General features: G+C 63.2%; 21 protein-coding genes. 11 read left to right on the forward strand and 10 right to left on the reverse strand.

What is annotated here, in order from left to right; all coding sequences use genetic code 11:
* Positions 1-2: 2 nt before the first annotated feature.
* Genes catC through AYK61_RS03005 form a run of 4 tightly spaced genes read right to left on the reverse strand, consistent with a single transcriptional unit; the run spans position 3 to position 3226 of the window.
* Positions 3-287, reverse strand: a complete 285-nt coding sequence (gene catC, locus AYK61_RS02990) for a muconolactone Delta-isomerase (protein WP_121869750.1) — start codon at positions 285-287, stop codon at positions 3-5.
* Positions 288-292: 5 nt separating this feature from the next.
* Entirely contained in the window at positions 293-1159 is an 867-nt protein-coding gene (gene catA / locus AYK61_RS02995) for a catechol 1,2-dioxygenase (protein ID WP_121869751.1), read from the reverse strand.
* A gap of 40 nt (positions 1160-1199) precedes the next feature.
* A complete protein-coding gene (locus tag AYK61_RS03000; protein ID WP_121869752.1) occupies positions 1200-2303 on the reverse strand; it encodes a mandelate racemase/muconate lactonizing enzyme family protein in 1104 nt (367 codons plus the stop codon).
* Positions 2300-3226, reverse strand: coding sequence for a LysR family transcriptional regulator (locus AYK61_RS03005; RefSeq protein ID WP_121872381.1), 927 nt, complete (start codon positions 3224-3226; stop codon positions 2300-2302). The genes AYK61_RS03000 and AYK61_RS03005 overlap by 4 nt, the downstream gene beginning before the upstream one ends.
* A 205-nt stretch (positions 3227-3431) precedes the next feature.
* On the opposite strand from AYK61_RS03005, the gene benA reads away from it, so the two are divergent.
* The 6 genes from benA (at position 3432) to AYK61_RS03035 (ending at position 13622) form a co-directional block, all read left to right on the forward strand.
* Positions 3432-4817, forward strand: a complete 1386-nt coding sequence (gene benA / locus AYK61_RS03010; protein ID WP_121869753.1) for a benzoate 1,2-dioxygenase large subunit — start codon at positions 3432-3434, stop codon at positions 4815-4817.
* Position 4818: 1 nt separating this feature from the next.
* Positions 4819-5358: a benzoate 1,2-dioxygenase small subunit gene (gene benB / locus AYK61_RS03015; RefSeq protein ID WP_121869754.1), complete on the forward strand. Its 540-nt coding sequence runs from the start codon at positions 4819-4821 to the stop codon at positions 5356-5358.
* Between the two features lie 31 nt (positions 5359-5389).
* Entirely contained in the window at positions 5390-8113 is a 2724-nt protein-coding gene (benC, locus tag AYK61_RS03020) for a benzoate 1,2-dioxygenase electron transfer component BenC (RefSeq protein WP_121869755.1), read from the forward strand.
* Positions 8114-8173: 60 nt separating this feature from the next.
* The gene (locus AYK61_RS03025) at positions 8174-10876 is read left to right on the forward strand and encodes a LuxR family transcriptional regulator (protein WP_121872382.1); all 2703 of its coding nucleotides are present in this window, start codon (positions 8174-8176) and stop codon (positions 10874-10876) included.
* Between the two features lie 152 nt (positions 10877-11028).
* Positions 11029-12378 (forward strand): aromatic acid/H+ symport family MFS transporter, encoded by a 1350-nt coding sequence (locus AYK61_RS03030; RefSeq protein ID WP_121869756.1) that lies wholly within the window; start codon positions 11029-11031, stop codon positions 12376-12378.
* Positions 12375-13622 (forward strand): benzoate/H(+) symporter BenE family transporter, encoded by a 1248-nt coding sequence (locus AYK61_RS03035; RefSeq protein WP_121869757.1) that lies wholly within the window; start codon positions 12375-12377, stop codon positions 13620-13622. The genes AYK61_RS03030 and AYK61_RS03035 overlap by 4 nt, the downstream gene beginning before the upstream one ends.
* A 263-nt stretch (positions 13623-13885) precedes the next feature.
* Here the strand turns inward: AYK61_RS03035 and AYK61_RS03040 are convergent, their stop codons facing one another.
* The gene (locus AYK61_RS03040) at positions 13886-14095 is read right to left on the reverse strand and encodes a hypothetical protein (RefSeq protein ID WP_121869758.1); all 210 of its coding nucleotides are present in this window, start codon (positions 14093-14095) and stop codon (positions 13886-13888) included.
* Between the two features lie 190 nt (positions 14096-14285).
* Here AYK61_RS03040 and AYK61_RS03045 point away from each other — a divergent pair, with 190 nt between their 5' ends.
* Positions 14286-15068 (forward strand): class II aldolase/adducin family protein, encoded by a 783-nt coding sequence (locus tag AYK61_RS03045; RefSeq protein WP_121869759.1) that lies wholly within the window; start codon positions 14286-14288, stop codon positions 15066-15068.
* A 103-nt stretch (positions 15069-15171) separates the two neighbouring features.
* Here the strand turns inward: AYK61_RS03045 and AYK61_RS03050 are convergent, their stop codons facing one another.
* The 5 genes from AYK61_RS03050 to AYK61_RS03070 are packed head-to-tail and all read right to left on the reverse strand — an operon-like array spanning position 15172 to position 19857.
* The gene (locus tag AYK61_RS03050; protein WP_121869760.1) at positions 15172-15924 is read right to left on the reverse strand and encodes a potassium channel family protein; all 753 of its coding nucleotides are present in this window, start codon (positions 15922-15924) and stop codon (positions 15172-15174) included.
* A 47-nt stretch (positions 15925-15971) separates the two neighbouring features.
* Positions 15972-17387 (reverse strand): dihydropyrimidinase, encoded by a 1416-nt coding sequence (hydA, locus tag AYK61_RS03055; RefSeq protein ID WP_259467910.1) that lies wholly within the window; start codon positions 17385-17387, stop codon positions 15972-15974.
* Positions 17357-17743 (reverse strand): gamma-glutamylcyclotransferase, encoded by a 387-nt coding sequence (locus tag AYK61_RS03060; protein WP_121869761.1) that lies wholly within the window; start codon positions 17741-17743, stop codon positions 17357-17359. Before AYK61_RS03060 ends, hydA begins: the two co-directional genes overlap by 31 nt.
* 13 nt (positions 17744-17756) lie before the next feature.
* Entirely contained in the window at positions 17757-18905 is a 1149-nt protein-coding gene (locus AYK61_RS03065) for an FAD-binding oxidoreductase (RefSeq protein WP_259467911.1), read from the reverse strand.
* On the reverse strand, positions 18895-19857 hold the full coding sequence (locus AYK61_RS03070; RefSeq protein ID WP_121869763.1) for a dihydrodipicolinate synthase family protein: 963 nt from the start codon (positions 19855-19857) through the stop codon (positions 18895-18897). Before AYK61_RS03070 ends, AYK61_RS03065 begins: the two co-directional genes overlap by 11 nt.
* Before the next feature lie 172 nt (positions 19858-20029).
* On the opposite strand from AYK61_RS03070, the gene AYK61_RS03075 reads away from it, so the two are divergent.
* The 4 genes from AYK61_RS03075 to AYK61_RS03090 all read left to right on the forward strand — a co-directional run bounded on the left by AYK61_RS03075 (position 20030) and on the right by AYK61_RS03090 (position 23679).
* Positions 20030-21034, forward strand: coding sequence for a LacI family DNA-binding transcriptional regulator (locus AYK61_RS03075; protein ID WP_121872384.1), 1005 nt, complete (start codon positions 20030-20032; stop codon positions 21032-21034).
* A gap of 228 nt (positions 21035-21262) precedes the next feature.
* Positions 21263-22123: an ABC transporter substrate-binding protein gene (locus AYK61_RS03080; protein WP_121869764.1), complete on the forward strand. Its 861-nt coding sequence runs from the start codon at positions 21263-21265 to the stop codon at positions 22121-22123.
* Between the two features lie 30 nt (positions 22124-22153).
* Positions 22154-22894 (forward strand): amino acid ABC transporter permease, encoded by a 741-nt coding sequence (locus AYK61_RS03085; RefSeq protein ID WP_121869765.1) that lies wholly within the window; start codon positions 22154-22156, stop codon positions 22892-22894.
* A 35-nt stretch (positions 22895-22929) separates the two neighbouring features.
* Entirely contained in the window at positions 22930-23679 is a 750-nt protein-coding gene (locus AYK61_RS03090) for an amino acid ABC transporter ATP-binding protein (RefSeq protein ID WP_121869766.1), read from the forward strand.
* Positions 23680-23726 lie beyond the last annotated feature (47 nt).

A 23726-nucleotide genomic window follows, 5' to 3' on the forward strand; every position in this document is an offset into this window, starting at 1 on the left:
TCTTACACCGCGGAAATGTCCGACGGATGCTGGGCCAGTGGGCTCACGTCGATACTCATGTACGGGAACAGCGGCAGATTCCACAGAATCTCGTGCAGTCGCTCGTTGTCCCGCACATCGAAGATACTGAGGTTCGAGTACTGACCTACGAGTCGCCAGATGCTCACCCACTCGCCGTCGCGCTGCAGCTGCTGCGAGTACGCCTTCTCTCGGGCGAGAGTGTCGGTTCGTACATCCACATCGAGATCCTGCGGCAGCGCGACATCCATCTTCACAGCAAACAGCATGTGTCTCAGTCCTTGTCGAGTACGAAGTCGTACGTCACTTCTTGGCCACCGGCGACGTCCTGCGGGTCGAGGATGAGTTCCGGCTTGACGGCGTTGGCGACATCGTCGTCGTTGTGCGCGTCACCGGGGAAGTAGAGCTGAGTGGTGATCTGCTGGTAGCCGTCGGCAGCGACCTTGAGGTGCAGGTGTGCCGGACGCCACGGGTGCCATCCTGCGGCAGAGATGAGATTGCCGCATGCCCCGTCGGTCGGGATCTGGTACGGCGCAGGCTTCATGGTGTGAATCCAGAACTGGCCCTGATCGTCGGTGGTCACGGTGCCGCGCAGATTCCATTCGGGGATTCCCGGTGCGAACTGCGAGTAGAAGCCGTCTGCGTCGGCGTGCCAGATTTCGATGACGGCATGCTGCAGCGGCGTTCCGTCCACGGCCTTGACCTGGCCCTGGAACAGCAACGGGGTGCCCTTCTCGCCGTCGCGGGTGGGCAGGATTGCGGCCGAACCCAACTCTGGAGCGTCCGGAACGTAGTACGGGCCCTCGATGGTGCCCTTGCTGCCCTCCCGGGATTCACCGGCAACTTCTTCGACCACGTGCTCGACCCAGACGTCGAGGAACAGCGGCCATTCACCGGTCTGACCGACGTTGATGAGCCATGCCTTGAGTGCGTTGTACTCTTCGTAGGTCACCTTGTGTTCGCGGACCGTGTCGTGGACGGCCGAGAGCACCTGGCGGGCAAGCAGACTGACGCGCTCGGGTGGAGTGTGGGCAGCGGCCTGCTTGTCGGAGGTGAAGCGCTGGGTGGCATTCGCGCCGGACGCGGCCGCAGTGGCGACCTCGCCGGTCAGGTTGTTCGTCTCTGCGTGATCGACACTCATGTCTGCTCCTTGTGTGGAAGATGTGTTCGGGGACTGAAAATCATTGGTCGGTTCGGTATTTCGCGAGTTTGTCCGGGTCGATGCGCACACCGAGTCCCGAGCCCGGCAGGACACTGAGCGTGCCGTCCCGAATTTCGAGGCTCTCGGTGAGAAGGTCGTCGCTCATGTCGAGGAAGTTGGACAGCTCGCCTGCCCGACGCGACGTCAGGTCGAAGGCAGCACCGAAGGCGACGGTGCAGGCCGTGCCGAGCTGGCCGTCGATCTGGTTTCCCATCACCACATCGATGCCGAGGCCCTCACACAGGTGGTGGGTCCGCTGTGACGTGGTGAAGCCGGTACGAGCGGTCTTGATGCTCACCGCGGTCGCGGATCCACCGAGAATTTCCCTGGTGACCTCGGCCGGGGTGGTCGCCGATTCGTCGGCCACGAAGGGGACGTCGAGTTGTTGGACGAGCCATCGTCGGCCGAGCACGTCGTCGGCGGAGCACAGTTCCTCGGCGAGGGTCAGTCCGAGGTCGGACATCTCTTTCATGGCGCGCGCAGATTCAGCGGCGGTCCAGCCACGATTACCGTCGACATACAGTTCGGTGTCGGGACCGAGGCCCTCGCGGAGTGCGCGGACGACTGCGATGTCGAGGCCTATCGGTCGGCGGCCGACTTTTACCTTGAAGACGTCGATTCCGTACGTCTCTCGCATCCTGTTGGCTTCGTCGACCATTGCTGCGGGCGAATCGAATCCGAGCATGTGGCTCACCCTCATGCGGTCGGTGTAGCCGCCGAGAAGTTCGGTGACCGGTAGGTCCAGAGTCTGCCCGAGGGCATCCCAGATTGCCATGTCCACGGCGGACTTGGCAACCGGATTACCAACTGTACGAGCAAGTTTCGCGTTGACCATCTCACGGGCCGTGAGCGGAAGGCCGATGACGGCCGGCGCGAACAGGGTCTCGATCACCGCAGTCACACCGCGCTGGGTCTCGCCGTAGGTGAACGGCCTGGGCGGAGCGTCTGCGATACCGACAACGCCGTCGTCGGTGTGCACCCGAACCAACACGTGATCGGCCGCAGCGACCTCACCGCTGGCGAACTTCAGCGGTTTTCGGTACGGGATCGAATACGGGATCGCGTCGACGGCGACGATCTTCATGACATGTCCTTCGGCTTGGACGAAACGGATGATTCGAGGCGCGGCAGAACGCCCGCGTCCTCGAGGGCACCGACGAGCGCATCGACGAGTGCAGAAGGCCGGTCGCGGCGCCAGGCCAACGCCAGATCGATGGTGCTCGCGCCGGCGATGTCGCGGAACACGACGCCGTTCAACTGCAGGGCGCGAACGGATTCCGGAACCAACGCAACACCCAATCCCGCAGCGACGAGTGCCAGCAGGACCGAAGTATCCGGGGCCTCGTGTTCACGGCGGGGGTTGAAACCTGCTGCGCGACAACTTGTCACCACTGCTTCGTTGACGACCGAATGAGTGTCGGAGTACATGACGAAGTCCTCGTAGGCCAGATCGGCGACGTCGAGCGCCGGTTCGGTGGAGAACCGATGATCGACGGGCAGCGCGAGCACCAACGATTCCGTGGTGATGGTGCGCAACACCAGATCGTCGCCCGCAACAGGTGGTCGCAGCACAGCGACGTCGAGATGTTCCGCGCGCAGACCGTCGACCTGCGCTGAGGTGAGCAGGTCGCCGTGAATTTCCAAGGCAATGCCAGGCAGTCTCTGTTTGATCGCTCGCGCAATCGGCGGTAGCTGGTCGAAGGCGGCGGTACCGGTGAAGCCGATGCGTACCAACCCATATCGGCCATCGGCGATCCTTCGCACTCCTCGCGCGCTCTGCTCAAGACTGTCGAGGTTGCGGAGCGTTTCGCGGTAGAAGAATTCTCCCGCCGGAGTCAGGCTGACCTGGCGGGTTGTCCTGGCCAACAGCGTCACACCCAACTCGGCTTCCAATTGGCGAACCGATTGCGACAGTGCGGGCTGAGCCAGGTGTAACCGGGTGGCGGCCTGCCCGAAGTGCCGAGTCTCGGCGACGGCCACGAAGTGGTACAGGTGCCGAAGTTCCATGACCGTGCCTCTCTGTGCGTGGTGGGTGACCCTGACCACAGTAGGGGGCCGATCCATCGTTGACAAAGACCTATTTTCGTCCGATTGATAAGCAGAAACGATGAATAGGTCCCCAGGTTGGGCCTAGGTAAAGCCCTGGTGTGACGGCAACCACTCCCTGACACAGTCGCTTGTAGTCGAACTCGAAGCGCCTGGAGGAACCGATATGACCGAAATGCTGGATCACGTACAGAACACGATCGACGGAGCGGTGATCGACGATGTAGCGGCGGGCATCTACCGCGCCAACCGCAGTATTTTCACCGACGAAGAGGTCTTCGAGCTCGAGATGAAGCACATCTTCGAGGGCAACTGGATCTACCTCGCCCACGAAAGTCAGCTCCCGAACAACGGGGACTATTTCACCGTGCACATGGGTCGTCAGCCCGTCGTGATCACCCGTGGCAAGGACGGTGAACTCCATTGCCTCATCAACGCCTGCGCACATCGTGGCGCGATGTTGTGCCGACGAAAGACGGACAACCGCACCACGCTCACCTGCCCCTTCCATGGCTGGACGTTCCGGAACGACGGCACGTTGCTCAAGGTCAAGGATCCCGACGGTGCCGGCTACCCGGACACGTTCGATGTCGATGGATCGCACAACCTCACCAAGGTCCCCCGATTCGAGAGCTACCGCGGTTTCCTCTTCGCGAGCCTGAACGACGACGTCTCGACCCTGGCCGAGCATCTCGGTGACACGACGAAAGTCATCGACATGCTCGTCGACCAGTCACCGGAAGGACTCGAAGTACTCCGCGGATCCTCGTCGTACACCTTCGACGGGAACTGGAAAGTACAGGCGGAGAACGGGGCCGACGGGTATCACGTCAGTGCCGTGCACTGGAATTACGCCGCGACCACCTCGCGCCGCAACAACGGCGAATCCAAGAACACCACCAAGGCGCTCGACGCCGGCGGCTGGGGTAAGTCCGGCGGCGGCTACTGGTCCTACCCCAACGGCCATCTCTGCCTGTGGACCTGGGCGGCCAACCCCCAGGACCGCCCGCTGTGGGACCAGATGGACGCGCTGAAGGAGAAGTTCGGCGACGCCAAGGGCGAATTCATGGTGAAGGGTTCACGCAACCTGTGCCTGTACCCGAACGTCTACCTGATGGATCAGTTCAGCACGCAGATCCGGCACTTCCGGCCGATCGCGCCCAACAAGACCGAGGTCACCATCTACTGCATCGCACCCAAGGGCGAGAGCAAAGAGGCTCGCGCACATCGGATCCGGCAGTACGAGGACTTCTTCAACGCCTCCGGCATGGCGACACCCGACGACCTGGAAGAGTTTCGCTCCTGTCAGCTGACGTTCCAGGCGACCAATGCGCCGTGGAACGACATGAGCCGCGGCGCGGAGCACTGGCTCACCGGACCCGATCCGGTGGCCGAGGCACTGGACATGCCCGGTGTCATTTCGGCGGGAGTCAAGAACGAAGACGAGGGCTTGTTCCCCGTTCAGCACGGCTACTGGCGCAAGACCCTACTTGCCGCCCTCGACAAGCAGCGCGCAGCCGACTCCGCAACCGCTGCAGCACAGGAGGTCTGACATGACTGCCACTGTCGACAACACCGATATTCAGCAGGCCGCATCGTCGCGCCTGATCACCCAGTCATCCATCGAGCAGTTCCTCTACCGCGAAGCGCGCTACCTCGACGATCGCGAGTTCGAGAAATGGCTCACGTGCTATGCGGACGACGTCGAGTACTGGATGCCCTGCTGGGACGACAACGATCTCCTCACCGAGGATCCCCAGACCGACATCTCGCTGATCTACTACGAGAACAAAGGTGGGCTGGAGGATCGGGTGTTCCGCATCAGGACCGAACGGTCCAGTGCCACGTCGATACCCGAACCACGGACCAGTCACAACATCAGCAACGTCGAGGTCATCGAACGTCGAGGAGATATCGTCGACGTCCGATTCAACTGGCACACCATGTATTTCCGCTACAAGACCATCGATCCGTACTACGGAACATCGTTCTACACGATCGACTTCTCCGGCGACTCGCCGCTCATCCGGCGCAAGACCGTGGTGCTGAAGAACGACTACATCCACCACGTCGTCGACATCTACCACTTCTGATTCATCTGTCGTAACCCCGAGGAGTTCCATCGTGAGCCATTCCGTCGCACTGTCTTTCGAGGACGGCGTCACCCGCTTCATCACCTGCGAGGACGAACAGACCGTCGCCGACGCCGCTTACCGGGCACGCATCAACATCCCTCTCGACTGCCGGGACGGAGCGTGCGGAACGTGCAAGGCCCTGTGCGAATCGGGTGAGTACGACGGCGGTACCTACCTCGACGACGCGCTCTCGCAGTCCGAATCGGACGACGGTTACTGCCTTCCCTGCAGTATGAAGCCCACGTCCGATCTGGTGCTTCAGATCGCCAGCACCTCGGCGGTGGCGAAAACCCAAGCTGCGACGCATGAGACGGTGGTGACCGCCGTGGAGAAACTCTCTCCCACGACGGTCAGGCTCGCTGTCGAGGCACCGGCAGGTGGCTCGCTCGCATTCCTCCCCGGTCAGTACGTCAACATCACCGTCCCCGGGTCCGAGGAGACCAGGTCCTACTCGTTCAGTTGCGTGTCGGGATCGGACGAACTCGAGTTCCTGGTCAAGCTCACAGCTGGTGGCCTGATGTCGACCTATCTGAGCGACACTGCGGCCGCGGGCGACAAGATCTCGTTCACCGGACCACACGGGAGCTTTTTTCTGCGCGAAGCACAGCGACCTGCGCTGCTGTTGGCCGGCGGTACCGGGCTGGCCCCGATCCTGTCGATTCTGCGTACGATGGCGGCCGAAGCGAGCACTCGTCCAGTGCATCTCGTATATGGAGCCAGCACCGACGACGACGTCGTCCAGCTGGACGAGCTCGAACTCCTGGCCTCGGCATTGGACGCATTCACGTGGGATCACTGCGTTTCGGACCCCTCGAGCACCGCTGCGAACAAGGGGTACGTCACTGCACTGTTGACCGATGCACATCTCAATGGCGGTGATGTCGCGGTCTACCTGTGCGGCCCGCCTCCCATGGTCGAGGCAGTCCGAACGCACTTCACCGAAGCCGGCATCGAACCGACCGGCTTCTACTACGAGAAGTTCGCGCCGTCGTCGGCAGCTGCGAAGGAGAGTGTCGACGACGAAACGAGTTCGCTCACAGAGGATCTGGTGAACGACCACCGGACGACGGTGAACGAACCGGTGGAACCACAGGTCGACGCGAAAGTCGTTCCGACGGAACTGGCTGCAGACTGCGCTTCCGGGACGCCTGCCTCGGACGGCAGGAGTATCTTCGGTCGATCAGTGTTCGGCAGTCGCGTAGGAGAACCGCTACGCCACAGTGGTGGGCTCTCGGCCTCCGAGGAAGCAAACACCATGCGCTCGATCGCGGGGCAGCGCGTCGCCGTAGCCGGGTCGACGGCCGAGCGGGTCGGGTTGGACGAAAGTCCAGATCTACTCTTGACACCCGAAGCGCACTCCGTTGCAGCACAACGTATCTGGACCTCGAGTGACGTCGAGCCACTTGTCCGGCGAACTCCGGTACCGGCGTCCGTTTCGGGCTCGGAGTACGAGATCGGCGAAGAACATCCCTCGGTGCACGAGTCGGATGCAGTGTTCGAGGCCAGGCGCGCTCTCGAACTCGGTGCCCTGGAGCTGGTGATCGGCCGACTGTCTTCACAGCAGATTTCCGGCTACCGATTGCTGGCCGAGACCACCACTCGCTACGTCGACGGTGATCGGTTCGTCGACGCCGCCGCCTACACCGAGACCAACGCTGCCTTCCACGACTACCTCTTCACACAGACGGGCAACGAGCACCTGCTGCAGGCTTATCGGGCTCTCGGGGTGAAAGCGGCGATGGAGGACGTGCTGCGCAACGCGACCTGGTGCGATCCGCTGTGCGCCCAGGACCACTTGGACATCGTCGACGCATTCGAGGCCGGGGACCGTGGGCGCGCACGGACACTGATCGCCGATCACGCCGACCGCTCGAAGGCCACGATGAAGCGCGCCATGCACGAATCCCGTGCGAACAAACGTCCCAAGTTCGTCAGCCCCGGCCGATTCACAGGCAAGATCGTGCTGATCACCGGTGCCGCCCAGGGCATCGGCGAATGCGTCGCCCGACGGATCGGTGCCGAAGGAGGAGCACTGATCCTGGCCGACCGGTCCGAGTTGGTCGAACAGCTCACCGAGGAACTTCAACGAGACGGCGTCGAGGCCGCCCCTGTGATCGCCGACCTCGAAACCTGGGAGGGTGCTTCGGCGGTGGTGGACGCCGCACTCGCAAGACACGGACGTGTCGACGTGTCGGTTCACGTCGTCGGCGGCACCATCTGGGCGAAACCGTTCGCCGAGTATCCGCCCGAGCAGATCGAGAAGGAAATCTCCCGCTCGCTCTTTCCGACGCTGTGGTCCTGCCGAGCCGTGATCCCATACATGATCGAACGCGGTGCCGGTACCATCGTCAACGTCTCCTCGGTCGCCACCCGCGGCATCCACCGGGTCCCCTACGCAGCAGCGAAGGGCGGCGTCAACGCCATCACTGCGACTCTGGCAGTCGAGGCGGCACCGCACGGTGTTCGTGTGGTGGCCACCGCTCCAGGCGGTACCGATGCACCGGCACGACGCGTCGCTCGCGGGCCCGCGCCCTCTACCGAGCAAGAAAAGGACTGGTACCAGGCCATCGTCGACCAAACGGTGGAGTCCTCGCTGCTCAAACGCTACGGAACACTGGACGAGCAGGCCGCAGCGATCTGCTTCCTCGCCTCCGACGAGGCGTCGTACATCACCGGCACCGTACTCCCGGTGGCCGGCGGCGATCCGGGCTGAGTCATGGCGGTGTTGGTTCGATCGCCGGACGCACTCCGGCTCCGCGGATACGGTGACGTCATGTCACCTTCACCGTTGATCGGCCGCGGTGAACTGTTGGACGTCCTGCTCCGGACAGTCGATGCGTCCGCGACTGCGTCGACTTTCGCGGTGCTGACCGGACCGCCTGGCATCGGCGTGTCGTCGATTCTGCGGCAGCTCGAGCGGACGGTCGGTACCGAGGTGCAGCGCACGGTGGTGCGCCGCATCGGTGCGGTTTCGTGGGAAACGCAGGTGCCGTTCGCCCTCGTCAGGCAGTTCGTCCCAGCTATCGACATGGAGGGGGCCGAGCCGGTCGATTGGGGAAACCGAATTGCCGACGCGTTGCCGCCGGACTGTCTGACAGTTCTGCTGATCGATGATGCACACGACTGCGATGCGGACTCGCTCCGTGCATTCGCCTCCGCCGTTCGGCATCATCGGTCTGCGAAGTTGGCGGTGGTGTGTACTCGAAAGCCGTTGCCCGAAGGCAGTATCGAATCCCATGATGTTCTCGATCGCGCCGCAGACCTGTCGCTGGCGGTACCGCCACTGACAGTGTCGGCCGTGACCGAGATCGCGGCGCTGCAGGGGATCATTCTGTCGCCGTCCTCGGCTGCGCATTTGACGCGACACACCGGCGGACGCCCTCGGTATGCAGTGGCGCTGCTGGACGAGGTGCCTGGCGAGACCTGGAAGGGCGTTCGCCCCGAGCTGCCGGCGCCTGCCTTCGTGGCGGCGGGGGTTCGGACGACGCTCGGGCTGTGTACCGACGAGGCTCGACGCCTGATCACGGCTGTCGCAGTTCTCGAATGCGGCCGACCGTTGACGACGGTGTGCCAGGTCGCCGGCATCGACGACCCCTGGCCTGCTGTCGATCTCGCGGAGCAGTTCGCACTGGTGACCGTCCGACGTAGCTCTGCAGCAACCATCCTCGAGGCTCCCGATCCGACGGTTCGCGCCGCGGTGCTCTCGACAATGAGCCGAGTCGAGCGTGCGCACCTGCACCGAGCCGCTGCAGCAGCCGAGGCCGACCCGGCCGACCAGCTGACGCATCTGGTTCACGCGTCGCCACTGCCCGATCCACTGGTGTCGGACCGATTGGACACGCTCGCTGCGTTTCGGGCCGGGAAGGGCGAATGGGCAACGGCAGCAAAGCTTTACCTCCTGTCCAGTCGGTCGACACAGGAGCCGGCCGCGCGAGAGGATCGCTTGGTTCGCGCGGTGGATGCCCTCATCGGTGCGGGGGACATGCGCACGGCCTCGGATTACATTGCCGAGATCGAAAGCCTTCGCGAGACACCAGCTCGCAATGCCGTTCTCGGATACCTGGCCATCCTGCGCGGCCGCCCCAACGAAGCCGAAGCTCGACTCACCCGGGCGTGGCAGTTGGTCCGGACGCGGCACGACCCCGAGGTCGCCGCTGTGATCTGTCATCGGCAGGTATTGCACAATCTGGCGCGCTGCGACGGTGCCAACCTCGTATTGTGGGCCGATCGCGCAGTCGAGCTCGTCGGAGCCGACCACGCAACTGCGGTGGAGGCGCAGTCCATTCGAGGCCTCGGTCTGGCGGGTACGGGCCGTGTTGCAGAAGCACTGAGCAGCTATCGAGACCTGTGGGGTCACGCCAGTACCGGGGCCGTCGGGCAACGGGTGCAGATGGGTGCCGGTTGGCTGCACTTCGCAACGGACCACATCGATCTCGCGCGCTCGGAGCTCGAAGCCGCAGCACCGACCGACTTTCTCGGCGGTTCGACGCGAATCTCGTTGTGGGCTCATGGTTGGCTGGCGCGCACCTATTTCGTCACCGGCGAGTGGGATGCGGCGCTTCGGTTGGTCGGAGCTGGTTCCGACCTGGCCGACCGCTCCGGCGCCGCGTTGATCGTTCCTCTGCTCCAGTGGACCGCAACGCAGATCCACGCGCTCCGCGGAGATTGGGAGGCCGCTGGAAACAGTGCACACCGAGGCAATTCCGGCGCGCGCGACTACGCGATCATGCGGGTGCCTACGGCTCTCGGACGTGCTGCCATCGCGGAGGCGCAGGCCGACTATGCCGGCGTCCTACGCGCTCTTGCACCGTTGACCGAGCAGTGGGCTCACGCAGACGTGTCCGAGCCAGGGTTCTGGGCGTGGCCCGATGTGTACGCCAACGCGTTGATAGTCGAGGGCAGACTCGACGAGGCCGACGAGTTTCTGACTCCGCACGAGGCCAGAGTGCGCGATCGCGGTCATCGCTCCGCACACGCACGTCTTGCCTGTGCGCGGGGACGCCTGCATGGTGCGATCGGTGACCTCGATTCTGCGCGAGCATCATTCGAGGATGCGCTGGCATCGCTCGCACCGCTACCCCTGACGTACGATCGCGCCCGAGTCAACTATGCCTACGGTCAGACCCTGCGAAGGGCAGGTAAGCGGCGCGAGGCCGACGCCGTCGTGAGCGCCGCTCGCGAGGGCTATCTCGCGCTGGGTGCCACAACGTACGTTCGACGGTGCGACCGTGAGCTGAAAGCGGGTGGCGTGCACGCCGTTCTGAAGAATCGGGCCCACGACGCGTTGACCCCGCAGGAAGATGCAGTCTCGAGCCTGGTCGCCACGGGAATGACCAATCGCGAGGTCGCCGCCGAATTGTTCTTGTCGGTCAAGACTGTTCAGTTTCATCTGACCAGGGTGTACGCCAAGATGGGCATCCGTTCGAGAGCCGAATTGGCCGCCGCCCGAGCGACCGATGAAACCTCGGCAACATGATTGGAAGACAACAACTTTCGTAATGTCGAGGTAGGCGCTAGGCAAAGCTCTGGTGTGACTCAACGCACAGTCTGGAACAGTAAAGCTACCCGCTCGGCCGTCAGTGCCGATGCAGTCGCGAAGCGGTACTCCCTGACCGAAAAGGATCCCCGATGAATGCCCCGGACTCCACCGCCAACACCAGTTGGGCCAGTGACCGACACCGCCGAAGTGTTCTGTGGATCGTTGCACTGTCCACGGCAGCAATTGTTTTCGACGGCTACGACCTCGTCGTCTACGGTACCGTGCTGCCGACTCTGCTCGCCGATTCCGCTCAGCTGGGTGCCTTGGATCCGGAAACCGCTGGAGCACTCGGTTCCTACGCCCTGATCGGCGTCATGGTCGGTGCCTTGACGGCCGGTGCTTTCGGTGATCGGATCGGTCGTCGTAGAACGATGTTGACGTGCATCGTCTGGTTCTCGGTGGGGATGGGGGCAACTGCACTCGCACAGAACATCACGATGTTCGGCCTACTTCGGTTCCTGACCGGTATCGGAGTCGGTGGCCTCGTCGCCACCGTCGGTGCAATGATCGCCGAATTCGCACCGCCAGGACGACGAAACCTGTTCAACGCCATCGTCTACAGCGGCATCCCGGCAGGCGGTGTGCTGGCATCGCTGGCCGCGATCACCCTGCAGGATTCGATCGGGTGGCGCGGATTGTTCTGGATCGGAGCACTCCCGCTGTTCGTGCTGTTGCCGCTGGCTCTGCTTCGGATGCCGGAGTCGCCGCGATGGCTGTTGGCACACGGACGCGTCGCCGACGCCCAGCAGATCTGTGATCGAACCGGTATTCCGATGCCCGAGGTCGAGCCCGCCATCGCCGGGGATCGCGTCGGGTTTGCCGCTCTGGCTCGCAAACCCCTTCTGCGCCCGACAGCCCTTCTGGGTCTGATGAGCTTCTCCGGCCTACTGCTGACCTACGGCCTCAACACCTGGCTTCCACAGATCATGTCCGAGGCGGGATACAACGCGAAGGGCTCACTGTCATTCCTGTTGGTGCTCAACGGCGGTGCCATCATCGGCGGGCTGATTGCATCTCGTGTCGCCGATCGCACCGGACCGCAACGCGTCATCGCAGTCACCTTCTGCCTCGCCGCACTGTCGTTGGTTCTGCTGACGCTGAACTTCCCGCTCGGTGTCCTACTGGTCGCCGTTGCCGGCGCCGGCATCGGTGCCATCGGCACCCAGGTCCTGATCTACGGATTCGTCTCGAACTACTATCCCACCACCGCCCGCGCAGCAGGTGTTGCGTGGTGCGCCGGATTCGGCCGGCTCGGCGGCATACTCGGACCGCTACTCGGCGGCATCTTGCTCGGGGCCGGCATCGCGTCGTCCACGGCGTTCTACATCTTCGCTGTCGTGGCGCTGCTCGGAGCGCTCGTCACGACCGCTGTCCCCGCGGTTCGGGCACTGCGTCGGTCCGATCTAGCGGCCGGCCAACCGGTGAAAGTGGCTGAATGACAAAAATGTTCGAGAGAACGGCCTCCAGCGAACTGCCGGAGCGTCGCCCGCCGAGTCTGCGTGTCCTGCGCGTCGACTTCGGCGGGCAGTACGTCGGTGCGGGGGCAACCGGCGTGCTGTTCAGCGCGACCGGCCCCGTTGCGGTCATCATGGGCGCCGCAGCCGCCGGCTCGCTCACCGCAGCGCAGACCGCGTCGTGGGTCTTCGGGGTGTTCGTGCTCAACGGCATTCTCACCGTGGTGGCGAGCTGGGTGTACCGGATGCCGCTGAGTTTCTTCTGGACCATTCCGGGCACCGTTCTGGTCGGTCAGTCGCTGGCGTCGCTGACCTGGCCGGAAGTCGTCGGGGCGTACCTCGCCACCGGGGTCCTCATCGTCGTGCTGGGAGCCACCGGCGTGGTCTCGAAATTGATGGCCTTTCTGCCGCACAGGGTGGTGATGGCGATGGTTGCCGGAGCATTTCTGTCGTTCGGAACCGGACTCGTGCAGTCGGTTTCGTCCGACGTACTCGTCGCCGGCTGCATGGTCGTGGCGTGGTTGGCTCTGACCCGCTCCGATACGTGGTCCAAACGGGTGCCTCCTGTCCTCGCCGCATTGGTTGCCGGGCTCGTGGCTCTCGCAGCATCCGGCGGGTACACCCGAGTGAGCGGCCCCGCGGCCGAGCTGCCCCTCGTCGGTCTGCCCGAACTCGTTGCGCCGTCGTTCAGTGGGGCGGCAATGGCCCAGTTGGTGATACCGCTTGCCATCACCGTGATCGCGGTACAGAACGGTCAGGGTGCTGCGGTACTGAACTCTGCGGGCCACCGACCGCCGATGACCGTTGTCACCATCGCCTGCGGCGTTTGGTCGCTTCTGGTTGCGTCGCTGGGCGCGGTGTCGACGTGTCTGGCCGGTCCGACCAATGCCTTGCTCGTTGCTGTGGGTGAACGGTCGCGGCAGTACACCGCCGGAATGACCTGCGGCGCATTGGCCATCGTGGTGGGTCTACTTGCGCCGCTGCTGGTGCGAGGGCTGTCCGTGGTACCCGCTACATTCATCGCCGCTCTCGCAGGATTGGCCATGCTCGAGGCGCTGCGCGGTGCATTCACTGCCGCGTTCTCCGATTCGGCCGGCCGGCCGGTGCTCGCGCCGCTGATCACGTTGCTGGTCACCATCTCCGGCACCGATGTCGGAGGACTCGGCGCACCGTTCTGGGGACTGGTCGCAGGTGTTGCGGTGACTTACCTGCTCGATCGCCGACAGTAGGGGATTGCGCCGTCGTTCGATCGCTCCGAACTCCACAGCACGACAGACCGTACGGGGCGGTGGACACCTTGCCGAGACGCCGGGACTGTCGAGCGCGAGAATCCTTTGCTGTCGGTGCCCTGTGCGACTCTGCACGGCATGGCGATGTGCATGGCGTGCGATCTGGAAATGCTCGATTCGGTGGGTTGTACTTGGCGGCCCAGTCGAATACGAAACGGGAGGAGCAAGTGTCACGACTGCCGCACCCCACCGGGAGCGCTTCATCACCCGGGTGTGACGGCGAGCGGTGCCGGTGTGGCCAGATGCTCTCGTGCGGCAGCGGGTGCGCAGTGGATGAGTGCGAACGTGAAGACGGCCACGACTACGTCGACGCGAGCTGCAGGTGGTGCAACGAACCGTTCGGACAGCTCCGCGTGGTGGACGGCCGATGACCCTGCGACCGAGAAGCTACGAGTGTCAGCGAATGTCACCACTCCGGGACAGCAAGAGGCACATCGTATTGCTTATGGGCTTTCGCGATTCAAGGTGCGACTCGCGGGTGTAGAACTGAAGCATGACCGAGCGGATGCTCCACTGCGAGGTCTGTCATGCGGACCGTCCGCTACGCGTCGGCCATGCGCGTTGTAGAGCGTGGGCACGACACCTGCGACTCGAAGGAACACCATGTCCGAACTGGCACAGACCCGCCCAGGAATCGACGTACCCGCTCCGCCCGTTTTCGAGTCGGTCGACGACGAACGGCAGCACCGAAAGCAACGACTGGCGGCCGCTTTCCGGCTCTTCAGTCAGTGCGGCTTCGACGAAGGGGTGGCGGGGCATATCACCGCTCGTGACCCAGAGAAGACCGACCACTTCTGGGTCAACCCCTTCGGTATGCATTTCAGCATGATCAAATCGAGCGATCTGATCCTGGTCGATCACGAGGGTCAGATCGTCGAAGGCAATCGTCCGGTGAACCGTGCGGCGTTCGTCATCCACTCCCAGGTGCACGCGGCTCGGCCGGACGTGGTTGCGGCCGCTCACGCACATTCGTTGTACGGGAAAGCGCTGTCGAGTTTGCGGATGGGGCTGGCACCTCTGACCCAGGACGCCTGCGCGTTCTACGACGACCATGCCGTGTTCGACGACTACACGGGTGTCGTTGCAGAGTTGGAGGAGGGCAGGAGAATTGGTGCGGCGCTCGGTCAGCGCAAGGCGATCGTTCTGTCGAACCACGGTCTGCTCACGGTCGGTCGGACCGTGGACTCCGCGGCATGGTGGTTCATCACAATGGAGCGATCCAGTCAGGCACAGCTCATCGCCATGGCGGCGGGTGAACCGAAACCGTTGGATGACGTGACGGCGAAGCTGACGTACAACCAGGTGGGTCTCGAGTACGCGGGGTGGTTCCAGTTCCAGCCGATGTACGACCGAATCGTTGCGCAGCACCCGGAGCTGATGGACTGAACGACATCAGCGACGCGGTCTCCGTCCGAACAGCCGAAACCCCGCTCAGCGAGCGGCTTTCCGGCATCGGAAAATGGTTCGACTTCGATCGGCGGTTGTCTGTCTACGCTGTGCCATCGGGTGCCGAAGACACCGCCGAACATCGCCTGTCGGGTCGCAACGCGAGTTCGGTTCGCAGCGCTGCAATTTGGGAGGTCAGCTCCGCAACCTGTTGCTGCGTCGCCGCCTGGTTCGCGTCGTCCTGTTCGGCCACCTTTTGGACGAGCCAGGACGCCAAGGTGGCTGTGACGACACCGAGCAAGGCGATGCCTGCCACCATGAGTCCGACGGCGATGAAGCGGCCCGTCGCTGTGGTGGGCGAGTAGTCCCCGTAGCCGACAGTCGTGACCGTCGCGGTTGCCCACCACAAGGCGTCGGGGAACGTCTTGATACTCCCGGCCGGTGCTGCGCGTTCGGCGTCGAACATCGCGAGTGACGCAACAAAAACCAGCACTGCGGTTCCGGCGACGGCATAAGTCACTACCCGCCCACGGAGCGCGCCGCCGATGGAGCGTTGCAGCAAACTGACCAAGGTGAGACGCCGAAGCAGTCTCAGTGGGCGCAGCATCGGCAGCGCCACAATTGCGAGTTCGTGCAGATGCCGAACGAACCAGCGCGCGCGTTGATCGGCAAGGGCCAGTCGTACCAGGTAGTCGATCCCGAACATGGCCCAGATCGCGAGGATTGCGTACTCGGCGACGCGTGCGCCCGTGCCAGTCGGTTGACTCAGCACGGTCCAGGTGTAGATCGCCAGGAACGTCAGAGCCGATCCGGCGAGCGGCCACTCGGTTGCTCGCGCACATTGCCGATAGTTCATGGGCCGGGACTGTACTGCGTGTCGATCAGATCGCCCGTGTCCGAGATCTACATACTGAAGGCGCCCCCGAAGTCGAGTGGTGCTGCTTCGAGGTGCCGGCCGCGGGGAGTGGCATCCACGAGTTCGCCTTCGTGGACGACGACCTCACCTCCGACGAGAACCGTGACAGGTTTTCCTCGAAGCTGGTGTCCCTCGTAGGGGCTGTAGTCGGTGGCCATGTGCAGAGTCTCGGTGGTCACCGTCCATTCCAGTTCTGGATCCCAGATCGCGATGTCGGCGTCGGATCCCGGCATCAGAGATCCCTTACGTGGATACAGGCCGTTGGTGCGGGCAGGGTTGGTCGAGGTCAACTCGACGAATCTGCTAGCAGTGAGACCCATTCCGTCGACGTAGTGTGAGTAGATGACCGGGAGACGCGTCTCGACTCCGGGAAGCCCGTTGGGCATATGCCGCACGTCATGGCTGTGCACCCGCTTCTGCGCAGTGTCGTAGCAGCAATGGTCGGAACCGATAGTGGTGATGTGTCCGGTGAACAGGTGACGTCCGAGTTCCTCGACCACCTCGGCCGAACGCAGAGGTGGGCAGCAGACGAATCTTTCCGGTTGCTCACCCTCGTAGGCCGAGTCGTCGAGAATCAGATGGTGGGCGACCGATTCGGTGAAGGCAACGAGCCCTCGCTTGCGGGCATCCGCGACCAGTTCGACGGCAGCCGGAGTGGACTGATGCACGAAATAGACCGGCGCATTCTGTGATTCGGCGATCGCGAGAATGGCTGCGACCGAGGCAGTCTCGGCGAGTTCCGGCCGCGTTTGCGACATGTGTGCTGCATCGACACCGTCGGATGCCGCCGCGAGGTTCTGCGCGTCGGTGACGATCGCGTCGGATTCGCAGTGGATGATGACCATTCCGCCGAGATCGCGAGTGGCCTGCATCGTGTTGAGGATGGTGTGTTCGTTGGCCATCGTCTCACCGGCGTAGGTGGTGAACATCTTGACCGTCCGAATGCCTGCGTCCGCCATGGTCTTCAGTTGGGCAGCGGTAGTGTCGTCCCACTCGACGACGCAGGCGTGCAGAGCCGAATCACACAGTCCGCTCGTCGCTTTCGCGCGCTGTACCTCGGCGGCGTCGAGCGGCCGCTGACCGGGGCGCGGAATGGCGAAGTCGATGATCGTGGTGGTACCGCCGAACACGGCGGCCGTCGTGCACTCGAGATACGAGTCGAGCGAGGTGAATTCGCCGGACGTGAATCCGACGTGGCAGTGTGGATCGACGCCTCCCGGCATGACCATTTTCCCGGTTGCGTCGATGACCTCTGCTGACGCGTCGACTTCGCTCCCTGGGGTCAGCACCGCAACGACTTTGCCGTTTTCGATGAGCAGGTCTGCCGGAGCGGCCCAGTGGGATTCGACGACCGTTCCGCCGCGCACGACCTTCATCGGGTGCTCGCGAGGTAGGTCAGCCATCCGCCACGGTCACTGATGTCGGTGACGCCCGTGGCGGTCAGGTAGCTCTCGCGCATTCGCATCGACAGCGAGCCCGAGCCATCCGCCAATTCGATCACCCCGAGTTCGAGTTCCTTCGGTTCCCTGGGGAGGAGTTCGTCGCGCAATACGTCGTACTCGACCTCGTACAGTTCGCCCGGTACTACGAATCCATCGGTTGTGACCGGGTGCAAACCGGGGAATTCGTCGCGCACGGAGAAAAAGCGGTATGTCGGTGCAGTATCGGCTTTCCCCACGAATCGCGCCTTGTGCAGCGCGTCGTTCAGGGTGCCGCCGGACATCGCCTGTCCGTTGACGAACATCGTGACCAGTGCCATGCGTAGCCTTCTTTCAGTGAGTCCGGAGCCGGACGAGACGGTTCGGAGAGAATGCCGATACATCGACCTCGGGTTCGGTGCCGCGCACCAGAGCCGAGAGAACACGCCCCCACAACGGGGCGAAAGTGAACGAGTAGGTGCCGCCTGCCACGAAAAGGCCCGGGGCTCCGGCGAGTTCGCCGATGACCGGCATCTCGTCGGGTGTGGTGAGCACGGGCCCGGTCCAGGTATCGACCAGCGGATTCTGGCCGAGCGCCGGCAGGAGCCGTCGAACCTGCTCCAGATTCCCTGTGGTGCTGTCGGGTCTGCTCGGGGCCGTCTCGGTATCGTGAAACGCACCTGCAGGCCAACCGCCCCCAAGTACGAGGCGTCCCGTTCTGTCCTGTTTGATCGACATTCCCTCCCCGACGTGCTGCACCAGCACCTCGAGTGTCCGAGGAGCGGCTTTTAGCGCATGCATCTGCAACGAGGTCGGAACGAGATCGAGCGATATCCCTGCCATAGCCGCGATCGGAGCCATCCACGGACCCGCAACGTCTACCACCGCGGGTGCAATCCACGTTCCACCGTTGGTGCCTACTGTCCAGACGTCACTTTCGCGGGTCAGTCCGATCACCGGTGTCGACGGGTGTACCGACGCTCCCTCGGCCGCGGCCTGCCGCAGCAGGGCAGGTCCGGCTAGGTCGGGTTCGGCGAATCCGTCCCATTGGCACCAGGTTGCGGCCCGAATGCTCGGGCCGAGCAGGGGTAGCGCCTGCCGCGCCTCGTCGCCGCTCAGTACCTCCGTCGGGATCCCCGCAGCGCGTTCCCATCGGTGCTTGGTGATGAGGGCGTGGACCTGCTCTTCGGTTTCTGCCACCATGAAGCCGCCGCACCGGTTCAGCCCGAGACCGGGCACCGTCTCGTCCAGTCTGTTCCACAGAGTGCTCGCCGACTTCTGCAACGGAAGCAGCTGTTCGACGTCTACGGCTGTGCCCTGCCCGGGCCTGCGCGTATGAATGGTCTGGATGTGCAGGTTGCCCGCAGTAGTGCCCGAGCCGGCGGTGTTGGGCAGGGTGCGATCGAGCACAGCAACGCGGAATCCTGCGCGGGTGAGGGCGAGAGCCGTTGCAGCACCGACGATTCCGGCTCCGATGACTACGACGTCGACATCAGATCGCACGGACAGCTCCTGCGGTCGCGTAGGCATCGGCGATACCCGATTCGACGACGACGGATTGCAGCGCGGCAAGCGTGTCGCTGTCGGTGACCGGAAGCAAGGGTTCGCGCACGGTACCTCCCGGTTGGCCGAGGAGGTTCATCACGGCTTTCAACTGGGGGATGGGGGAGGCATACACACCGCTGTAATCCGAGGCGATGAGCCGGCCGGAGAACGCGCGATAGCGATCCACCCATATGCGCGCGGTGTCGGCGTCACGTGCAGCGACGGCCTCGTAGAACGGCACCGCGAAGGGCGCACCCACTCCACCGCCGTCGATGTTCCCGTCCCCGCCCAGCTCGAGCAGTGCGGCAAGGCCGCGTCGATGCAGAAAGCTGCCGAACACGCGGACGCGGTCGGACACGGCCTCGACAGTGTCGAGCATGGCGAGCCAATCGCCGGTGCTGTCCTTGATTGCGACGACGTTCTCCAGGTCGGCCAGCCGCGAGAACAAACCGGGCGAGTCACCCATGTCGACGGCAACGCCGCGTGGCCAGTTGTAGACCATGAACGGCAATGATGTTGCGGTGCTGACACTTCGGTAGTACTGGAGTGTCTCTTCCGCTGAGGTGTGCACGTACGGCGGAGGCGTTGCCAGTATGCCGTCCGCGCCGACGGAAGCAGCGTGCTTCGCCAGCGCGGAGGACTGCGCAGCTGTGTACGCGCTGACACCGATCACGACAGGGAAGCGGCCTGCGACTGCCTCGATCGATGCTTCCGCGACGGTCTTTCGTTCGTTGTCGCTCTGGCTGAACCATTCGCCTGTGCTGCCGTTCACGAGGACTCCGTGAACACCCGTCTGCGCGTACAGATTCATCAGGTCGAAAATTGCTTCGGTGTCGACTTCACCCGACTGCGTGAACGGTGTGGGAGCAGCGGGCCAGTAACCGGACCACGCGACATCATCGCGATTCATGGGAGTGCCTTTCGGGCTCGGGACGATCGTCGCCGCGTCGTACCCGCATTTATGGGATCGATTGCATAGACTGCCTTCGAGGTGGTCGAGTCGTCAAGCCGGAAACGTACTTGTAACGCGACCGCGGTCGAATATGTCTGTCCGAGGCGTGAAGCAAGAGAACGGAGAACCGATGGCGGTCACCTTGATCGACGTTGCGAGCGCTGCGGGGGTGTCGCGCAGCACGGCCTCACGTGCGTTGAGTGGATCGTCACTGATCTCCGCAGAGACCCGGGCGGCGGTCGAGGATGCGGCTCGGGTGCTCGGATACCGGCCGAACAGGGCTGCGAGTGCGCTGCGCTCCAACCGATCGCACCTGGTCGGCCTGGTCATGAACAACCTGATCAATGCGACCTTCCACACCGTCGCCGAGGTCGTGCAGAAGAGGGCGTCCGCCAGCGGATTCCAGGTCCTGCTCTGTATCACCGACGCCGATCCGGCGCGTGAGAACGACGTACTGGCCATGCTCGGCGAACACGGCGTGGACGGCACGATCGTGATCGGCAGTGGACGAAGTGCGTCCGCCTCGAACGCGCTACTGGCGCAGGGGCGCGCGGTGGTCAATCTGATCCGGTCGGTGAAGGGTAGTTCGGCGTCGACGGTGCTGGCGGACGACGTCACGGGTGCTCGCGACGCGACAGCGCACCTGATCGAGCTGGGGCACTCCCGTATCGGCTACATCGGTGGAAGCGAGGATGCGACGTCCGGACGTGAGCGCTACGAGGGCTATCGACTGGCACTGGCCGATGCCGGCATCGCGGTCGACGAGACGATAGTCCGCAAAGGTCCTTTCACCACCGAATTCGGTGGTGATGCGATCAATTCGCTGCTCGACGCACCTCAGGCGATGACCGCGCTGTATGCGGCCAACCACGAGGCGGTCTTCGGCATCCTGCCCACACTCGTCGGCAGGGGTGTGTCCGTGCCGGACGAGCTGTCGCTGATCTGCCACGAGGACATGCCGTGGCTCGCGATGTGGCAGCCCCCGATCACCGTCGTCGACAACGGCGCGGCCCAATTGGCCAATGTGGCGATGGACCTGTTGTTCCAGCAGATCAAGGACTCGGTCGAACCCGATGGGCGCACGTATCGAATCGGCGCTCGACTGGTGGAGCGGTCGTCGTGTGCCCAGTTGTGACAGGAGTCGTGAGATTCAGGCTCTCGTGAGCTCGACTACGTGCGAACGGTTAACAGTTGATGTACCGCGTGTCAGCAATGTTAACCGCGTTGACGCCTCCGAATTCGTCTGCGACGCTTGATGCAATCGATCCCAACGGATCGTTCCTCTCCGAATCACTCCGTCACAATCGCTGCCGCCCCGTTGTCGAACACGATGCGCTGCAGTCGATATCGAAAGGCTCGCTCAATGCGTAAGTTAATGGGAATCGCCGCCGTCGCCGTCGTGGCTGCCGGCCTCACCGCCTGTAGTTCCTCGGACGAGACCGATGCCGCGCCGACGGACTGCACACCCACTCTCGGAGCTTCGGACCTCGCCGAAGAAGGCGTACTGACCATGGCCACCAATGCAACGCTTCCGCCCATGCAGTATGTCGATCCGAACGGCGACGTGATCGGCATGCGCGTCGACCTCGGCAAAGAGATCGCCAAGCGCCTGTGTCTGACACCGAAGTTCGTCAACATCGAATTCGAGGCGCAGATCCCCGGTGTGCAAGCCGGCCGGTGGGACATGATCGACACCGGAATGTTCTATACGCCGGCACGGGCCGAGACGATCGATCTGGTTCCATACGAGGTTCAAGCGGTCTCGATCTCTGTGCCTTCGGGTAATCCGGAATCGATCTCCTCGGTGGACGATCTGGCGGGCAAGACCATCGGAGTCGAAGCGCCCGGATACGAATTCGACACGTTGACGGCAATGGCCGAGCAATTTGCGGCCGAAGGCAAGCCCGCGCTGACAGTGCAGACCTTCAAGACCAATGCCGATGCCTACCAGGCACTTTCAGCAGGCCAGCTCGACGGCACCTCCATCGTCGAGTCGGTCACGTCGTTCTACCAGGAAGACGGACGCTTCGAGACGGCCGTCGGTGGAATCAACGAGGCACCCCTGGCAATGGGATTCGCCAAGGGCAGCAAGTCCTCGGCAGAGGTTGCTCGTGTGCTGTCCGAGATGAGGAGCGACGGCTATCTGCCCGAACTGTTCGAGCAGTACGACGTCACCGGATACAACGGCGATATTGCAGTCAGTACCGGTCCTCTCGACAGCTGATCCGAACAACGCACGTCGAAAGGCAGCCCCATGTGGTCCTGGGACGCATTCTTCTCCATCCTGACGAGCACCCAATTGCTCGAGGGCGCGTGGGTCACGATCTGGCTCACCGTAGTCAGCATGATCCTCGGACTCGCTCTCGCCGTGGTGGTGGCCTCGGCACGATCATCCAAGTTCGTACCCCTGCGGATAGTCGCTGGGTTCTACGTGTGGCTGATGCGCGGCACGCCTCTATTGGTCCAACTGGTGATCATCTACACCGGACTGCCTCAGATCGGCATCAAACTCGGAGTGATCGAGGCGGCCCTCGTCGGCCTGGTACTCAACGAAGCTGCCTATCTGTCGGAAATAGTCCGTTCCGGATTGCTGTCGGTTCCGACCGGACAGACCGAAGCAGCACGTGCACTCGGTATGTCACCCACGAAGGTCTTCCGCGTGGTCGTTCTTCCTCAGGCGCTGCGGGTGATGATTCCTCCACTCGGGAACAGCTTCAACGGATTGCTCAAGACCACAACGCTGGTGTCGGTCATCTCTGTGCAGGAACTGCTGCGACGCACCCAGTTCTTGGTGCAGGTGAATTTCCGAGTCCTGGAGGGGCTTTGCGCGGCTGCGTTGTACTTCCTGGTGTTGACGACTCTGTGGGGGTTGATTCAGAAGATGATCGAAGTACGAGTCGGGCGTGGATACGACCGCAATTACCGCCGTAAGGGTGGCCCGTCCAACCCGAAACTGGACGACAGCGCGATGAAAGCCGAGGCTGTGAACCGATGACGAGTGCGACTTTTCCGACCACAAAGGCTACGACGATGGTCGAGGTCAGGAATATGACCAAGGCCTACAACGATCTCGTCGTCCTCGACGACATCGATTTCACGGTGGACAAAGGGGAAGTGGTCCTACTCCTCGGTCCGTCGGGAAGTGGAAAGAGCACCTTGCTGCGCGCGCTCAACTGTCTCGAAACGATCGAGTCCGGAACCGTACGGGTATGCGGGGAGATGATGGGCTTCTCTGAAGGGCCCAAGCGGACGCCGCTGTCGGAGGCGCAGATCGCAAAGCAGCGGCATCACACAGGAATGGTGTTCCAGAGTTTCAATCTGTTTCCCATGATGACAGCTCTGGACAACGTCGCATCGGGTCCACGCCATGTCCTCGGCACTCAGAAGGACAAGGCGCGCAGGCAAGCTCAGGAATTGCTCGACCTCGTCGGCCTGGCGGACAAGGGGGAGAACTACCCGTCGCAACTGTCCGGTGGACAGCAGCAACGCGTGGCGATCGCCCGGGCATTGGCGATGAAGCCGGAGGTGATGCTGTTCGACGAGCCCACGTCGGCGCTCGATCCCGAGATGGTCAACGAAGTTCTCGACGTCATGCTTCGACTGCGAGACGAGGGCATGACGATGGTGGTGGTCAGCCACGAAATGGGCTTCGCGAAAGCGGCCGCAGACCGAGTCGTCTTCATGAGCGACGGGAAGATCGTGGAAGAGGCACCTCCCGGCCAGTTCTTCGATAGCCCCAAAAATCCTCGCACACAACAATTTTTGAGTCGCATACTCTGACAGGCAAGAGTGCTGCGAACTTTGCGCGAGGTAGATCGATTGAATGA

Origin of the sequence: Rhodococcus sp. SBT000017 (assembly GCF_003688915.1) — a bacterium.
Classification (GTDB): domain Bacteria; phylum Actinomycetota; class Actinomycetes; order Mycobacteriales; family Mycobacteriaceae; genus Rhodococcoides.

What these genes read in the sequence shown, in the direction of transcription:
- AYK61_RS03045 (WP_121869759.1), top strand. Translation starts at nt 14,286, where the DNA reads ATGTCCGAACTGGCACAGACCCGCCCAGGAATCGACGTACCCGCTCCG.
- AYK61_RS03025 (WP_121872382.1), top strand. Translation starts at nt 8,174, where the DNA reads ATGTCACCTTCACCGTTGATCGGCCGCGGTGAACTGTTGGACGTCCTG.
- AYK61_RS03000 (WP_121869752.1), bottom strand. Translation starts at nt 2,303, where the DNA reads ATGAAGATCGTCGCCGTCGACGCGATCCCGTATTCGATCCCGTACCGA.
- AYK61_RS03060 (WP_121869761.1), bottom strand. Translation starts at nt 17,743, where the DNA reads ATGGCACTGGTCACGATGTTCGTCAACGGACAGGCGATGTCCGGCGGC.
- AYK61_RS03050 (WP_121869760.1), bottom strand. Translation starts at nt 15,924, where the DNA reads ATGAACTATCGGCAATGTGCGCGAGCAACCGAGTGGCCGCTCGCCGGA.
- catC (WP_121869750.1), bottom strand. Translation starts at nt 287, where the DNA reads ATGCTGTTTGCTGTGAAGATGGATGTCGCGCTGCCGCAGGATCTCGAT.
- AYK61_RS03070 (WP_121869763.1), bottom strand. Translation starts at nt 19,857, where the DNA reads ATGAATCGCGATGATGTCGCGTGGTCCGGTTACTGGCCCGCTGCTCCC.
- hydA (WP_259467910.1), bottom strand. Translation starts at nt 17,387, where the DNA reads ATGGCTGACCTACCTCGCGAGCACCCGATGAAGGTCGTGCGCGGCGGA.
- AYK61_RS03035 (WP_121869757.1), top strand. Translation starts at nt 12,375, where the DNA reads ATGACAAAAATGTTCGAGAGAACGGCCTCCAGCGAACTGCCGGAGCGT.
- AYK61_RS03030 (WP_121869756.1), top strand. Translation starts at nt 11,029, where the DNA reads ATGAATGCCCCGGACTCCACCGCCAACACCAGTTGGGCCAGTGACCGA.
- AYK61_RS03090 (WP_121869766.1), top strand. Translation starts at nt 22,930, where the DNA reads ATGGTCGAGGTCAGGAATATGACCAAGGCCTACAACGATCTCGTCGTC.
- benA (WP_121869753.1), top strand. Translation starts at nt 3,432, where the DNA reads ATGACCGAAATGCTGGATCACGTACAGAACACGATCGACGGAGCGGTG.
- AYK61_RS03080 (WP_121869764.1), top strand. Translation starts at nt 21,263, where the DNA reads ATGCGTAAGTTAATGGGAATCGCCGCCGTCGCCGTCGTGGCTGCCGGC.
- AYK61_RS03075 (WP_121872384.1), top strand. Translation starts at nt 20,030, where the DNA reads ATGGCGGTCACCTTGATCGACGTTGCGAGCGCTGCGGGGGTGTCGCGC.
- AYK61_RS03005 (WP_121872381.1), bottom strand. Translation starts at nt 3,226, where the DNA reads ATGGAACTTCGGCACCTGTACCACTTCGTGGCCGTCGCCGAGACTCGG.
- catA (WP_121869751.1), bottom strand. Translation starts at nt 1,159, where the DNA reads ATGAGTGTCGATCACGCAGAGACGAACAACCTGACCGGCGAGGTCGCC.
- AYK61_RS03085 (WP_121869765.1), top strand. Translation starts at nt 22,154, where the DNA reads ATGTGGTCCTGGGACGCATTCTTCTCCATCCTGACGAGCACCCAATTG.
- benB (WP_121869754.1), top strand. Translation starts at nt 4,819, where the DNA reads ATGACTGCCACTGTCGACAACACCGATATTCAGCAGGCCGCATCGTCG.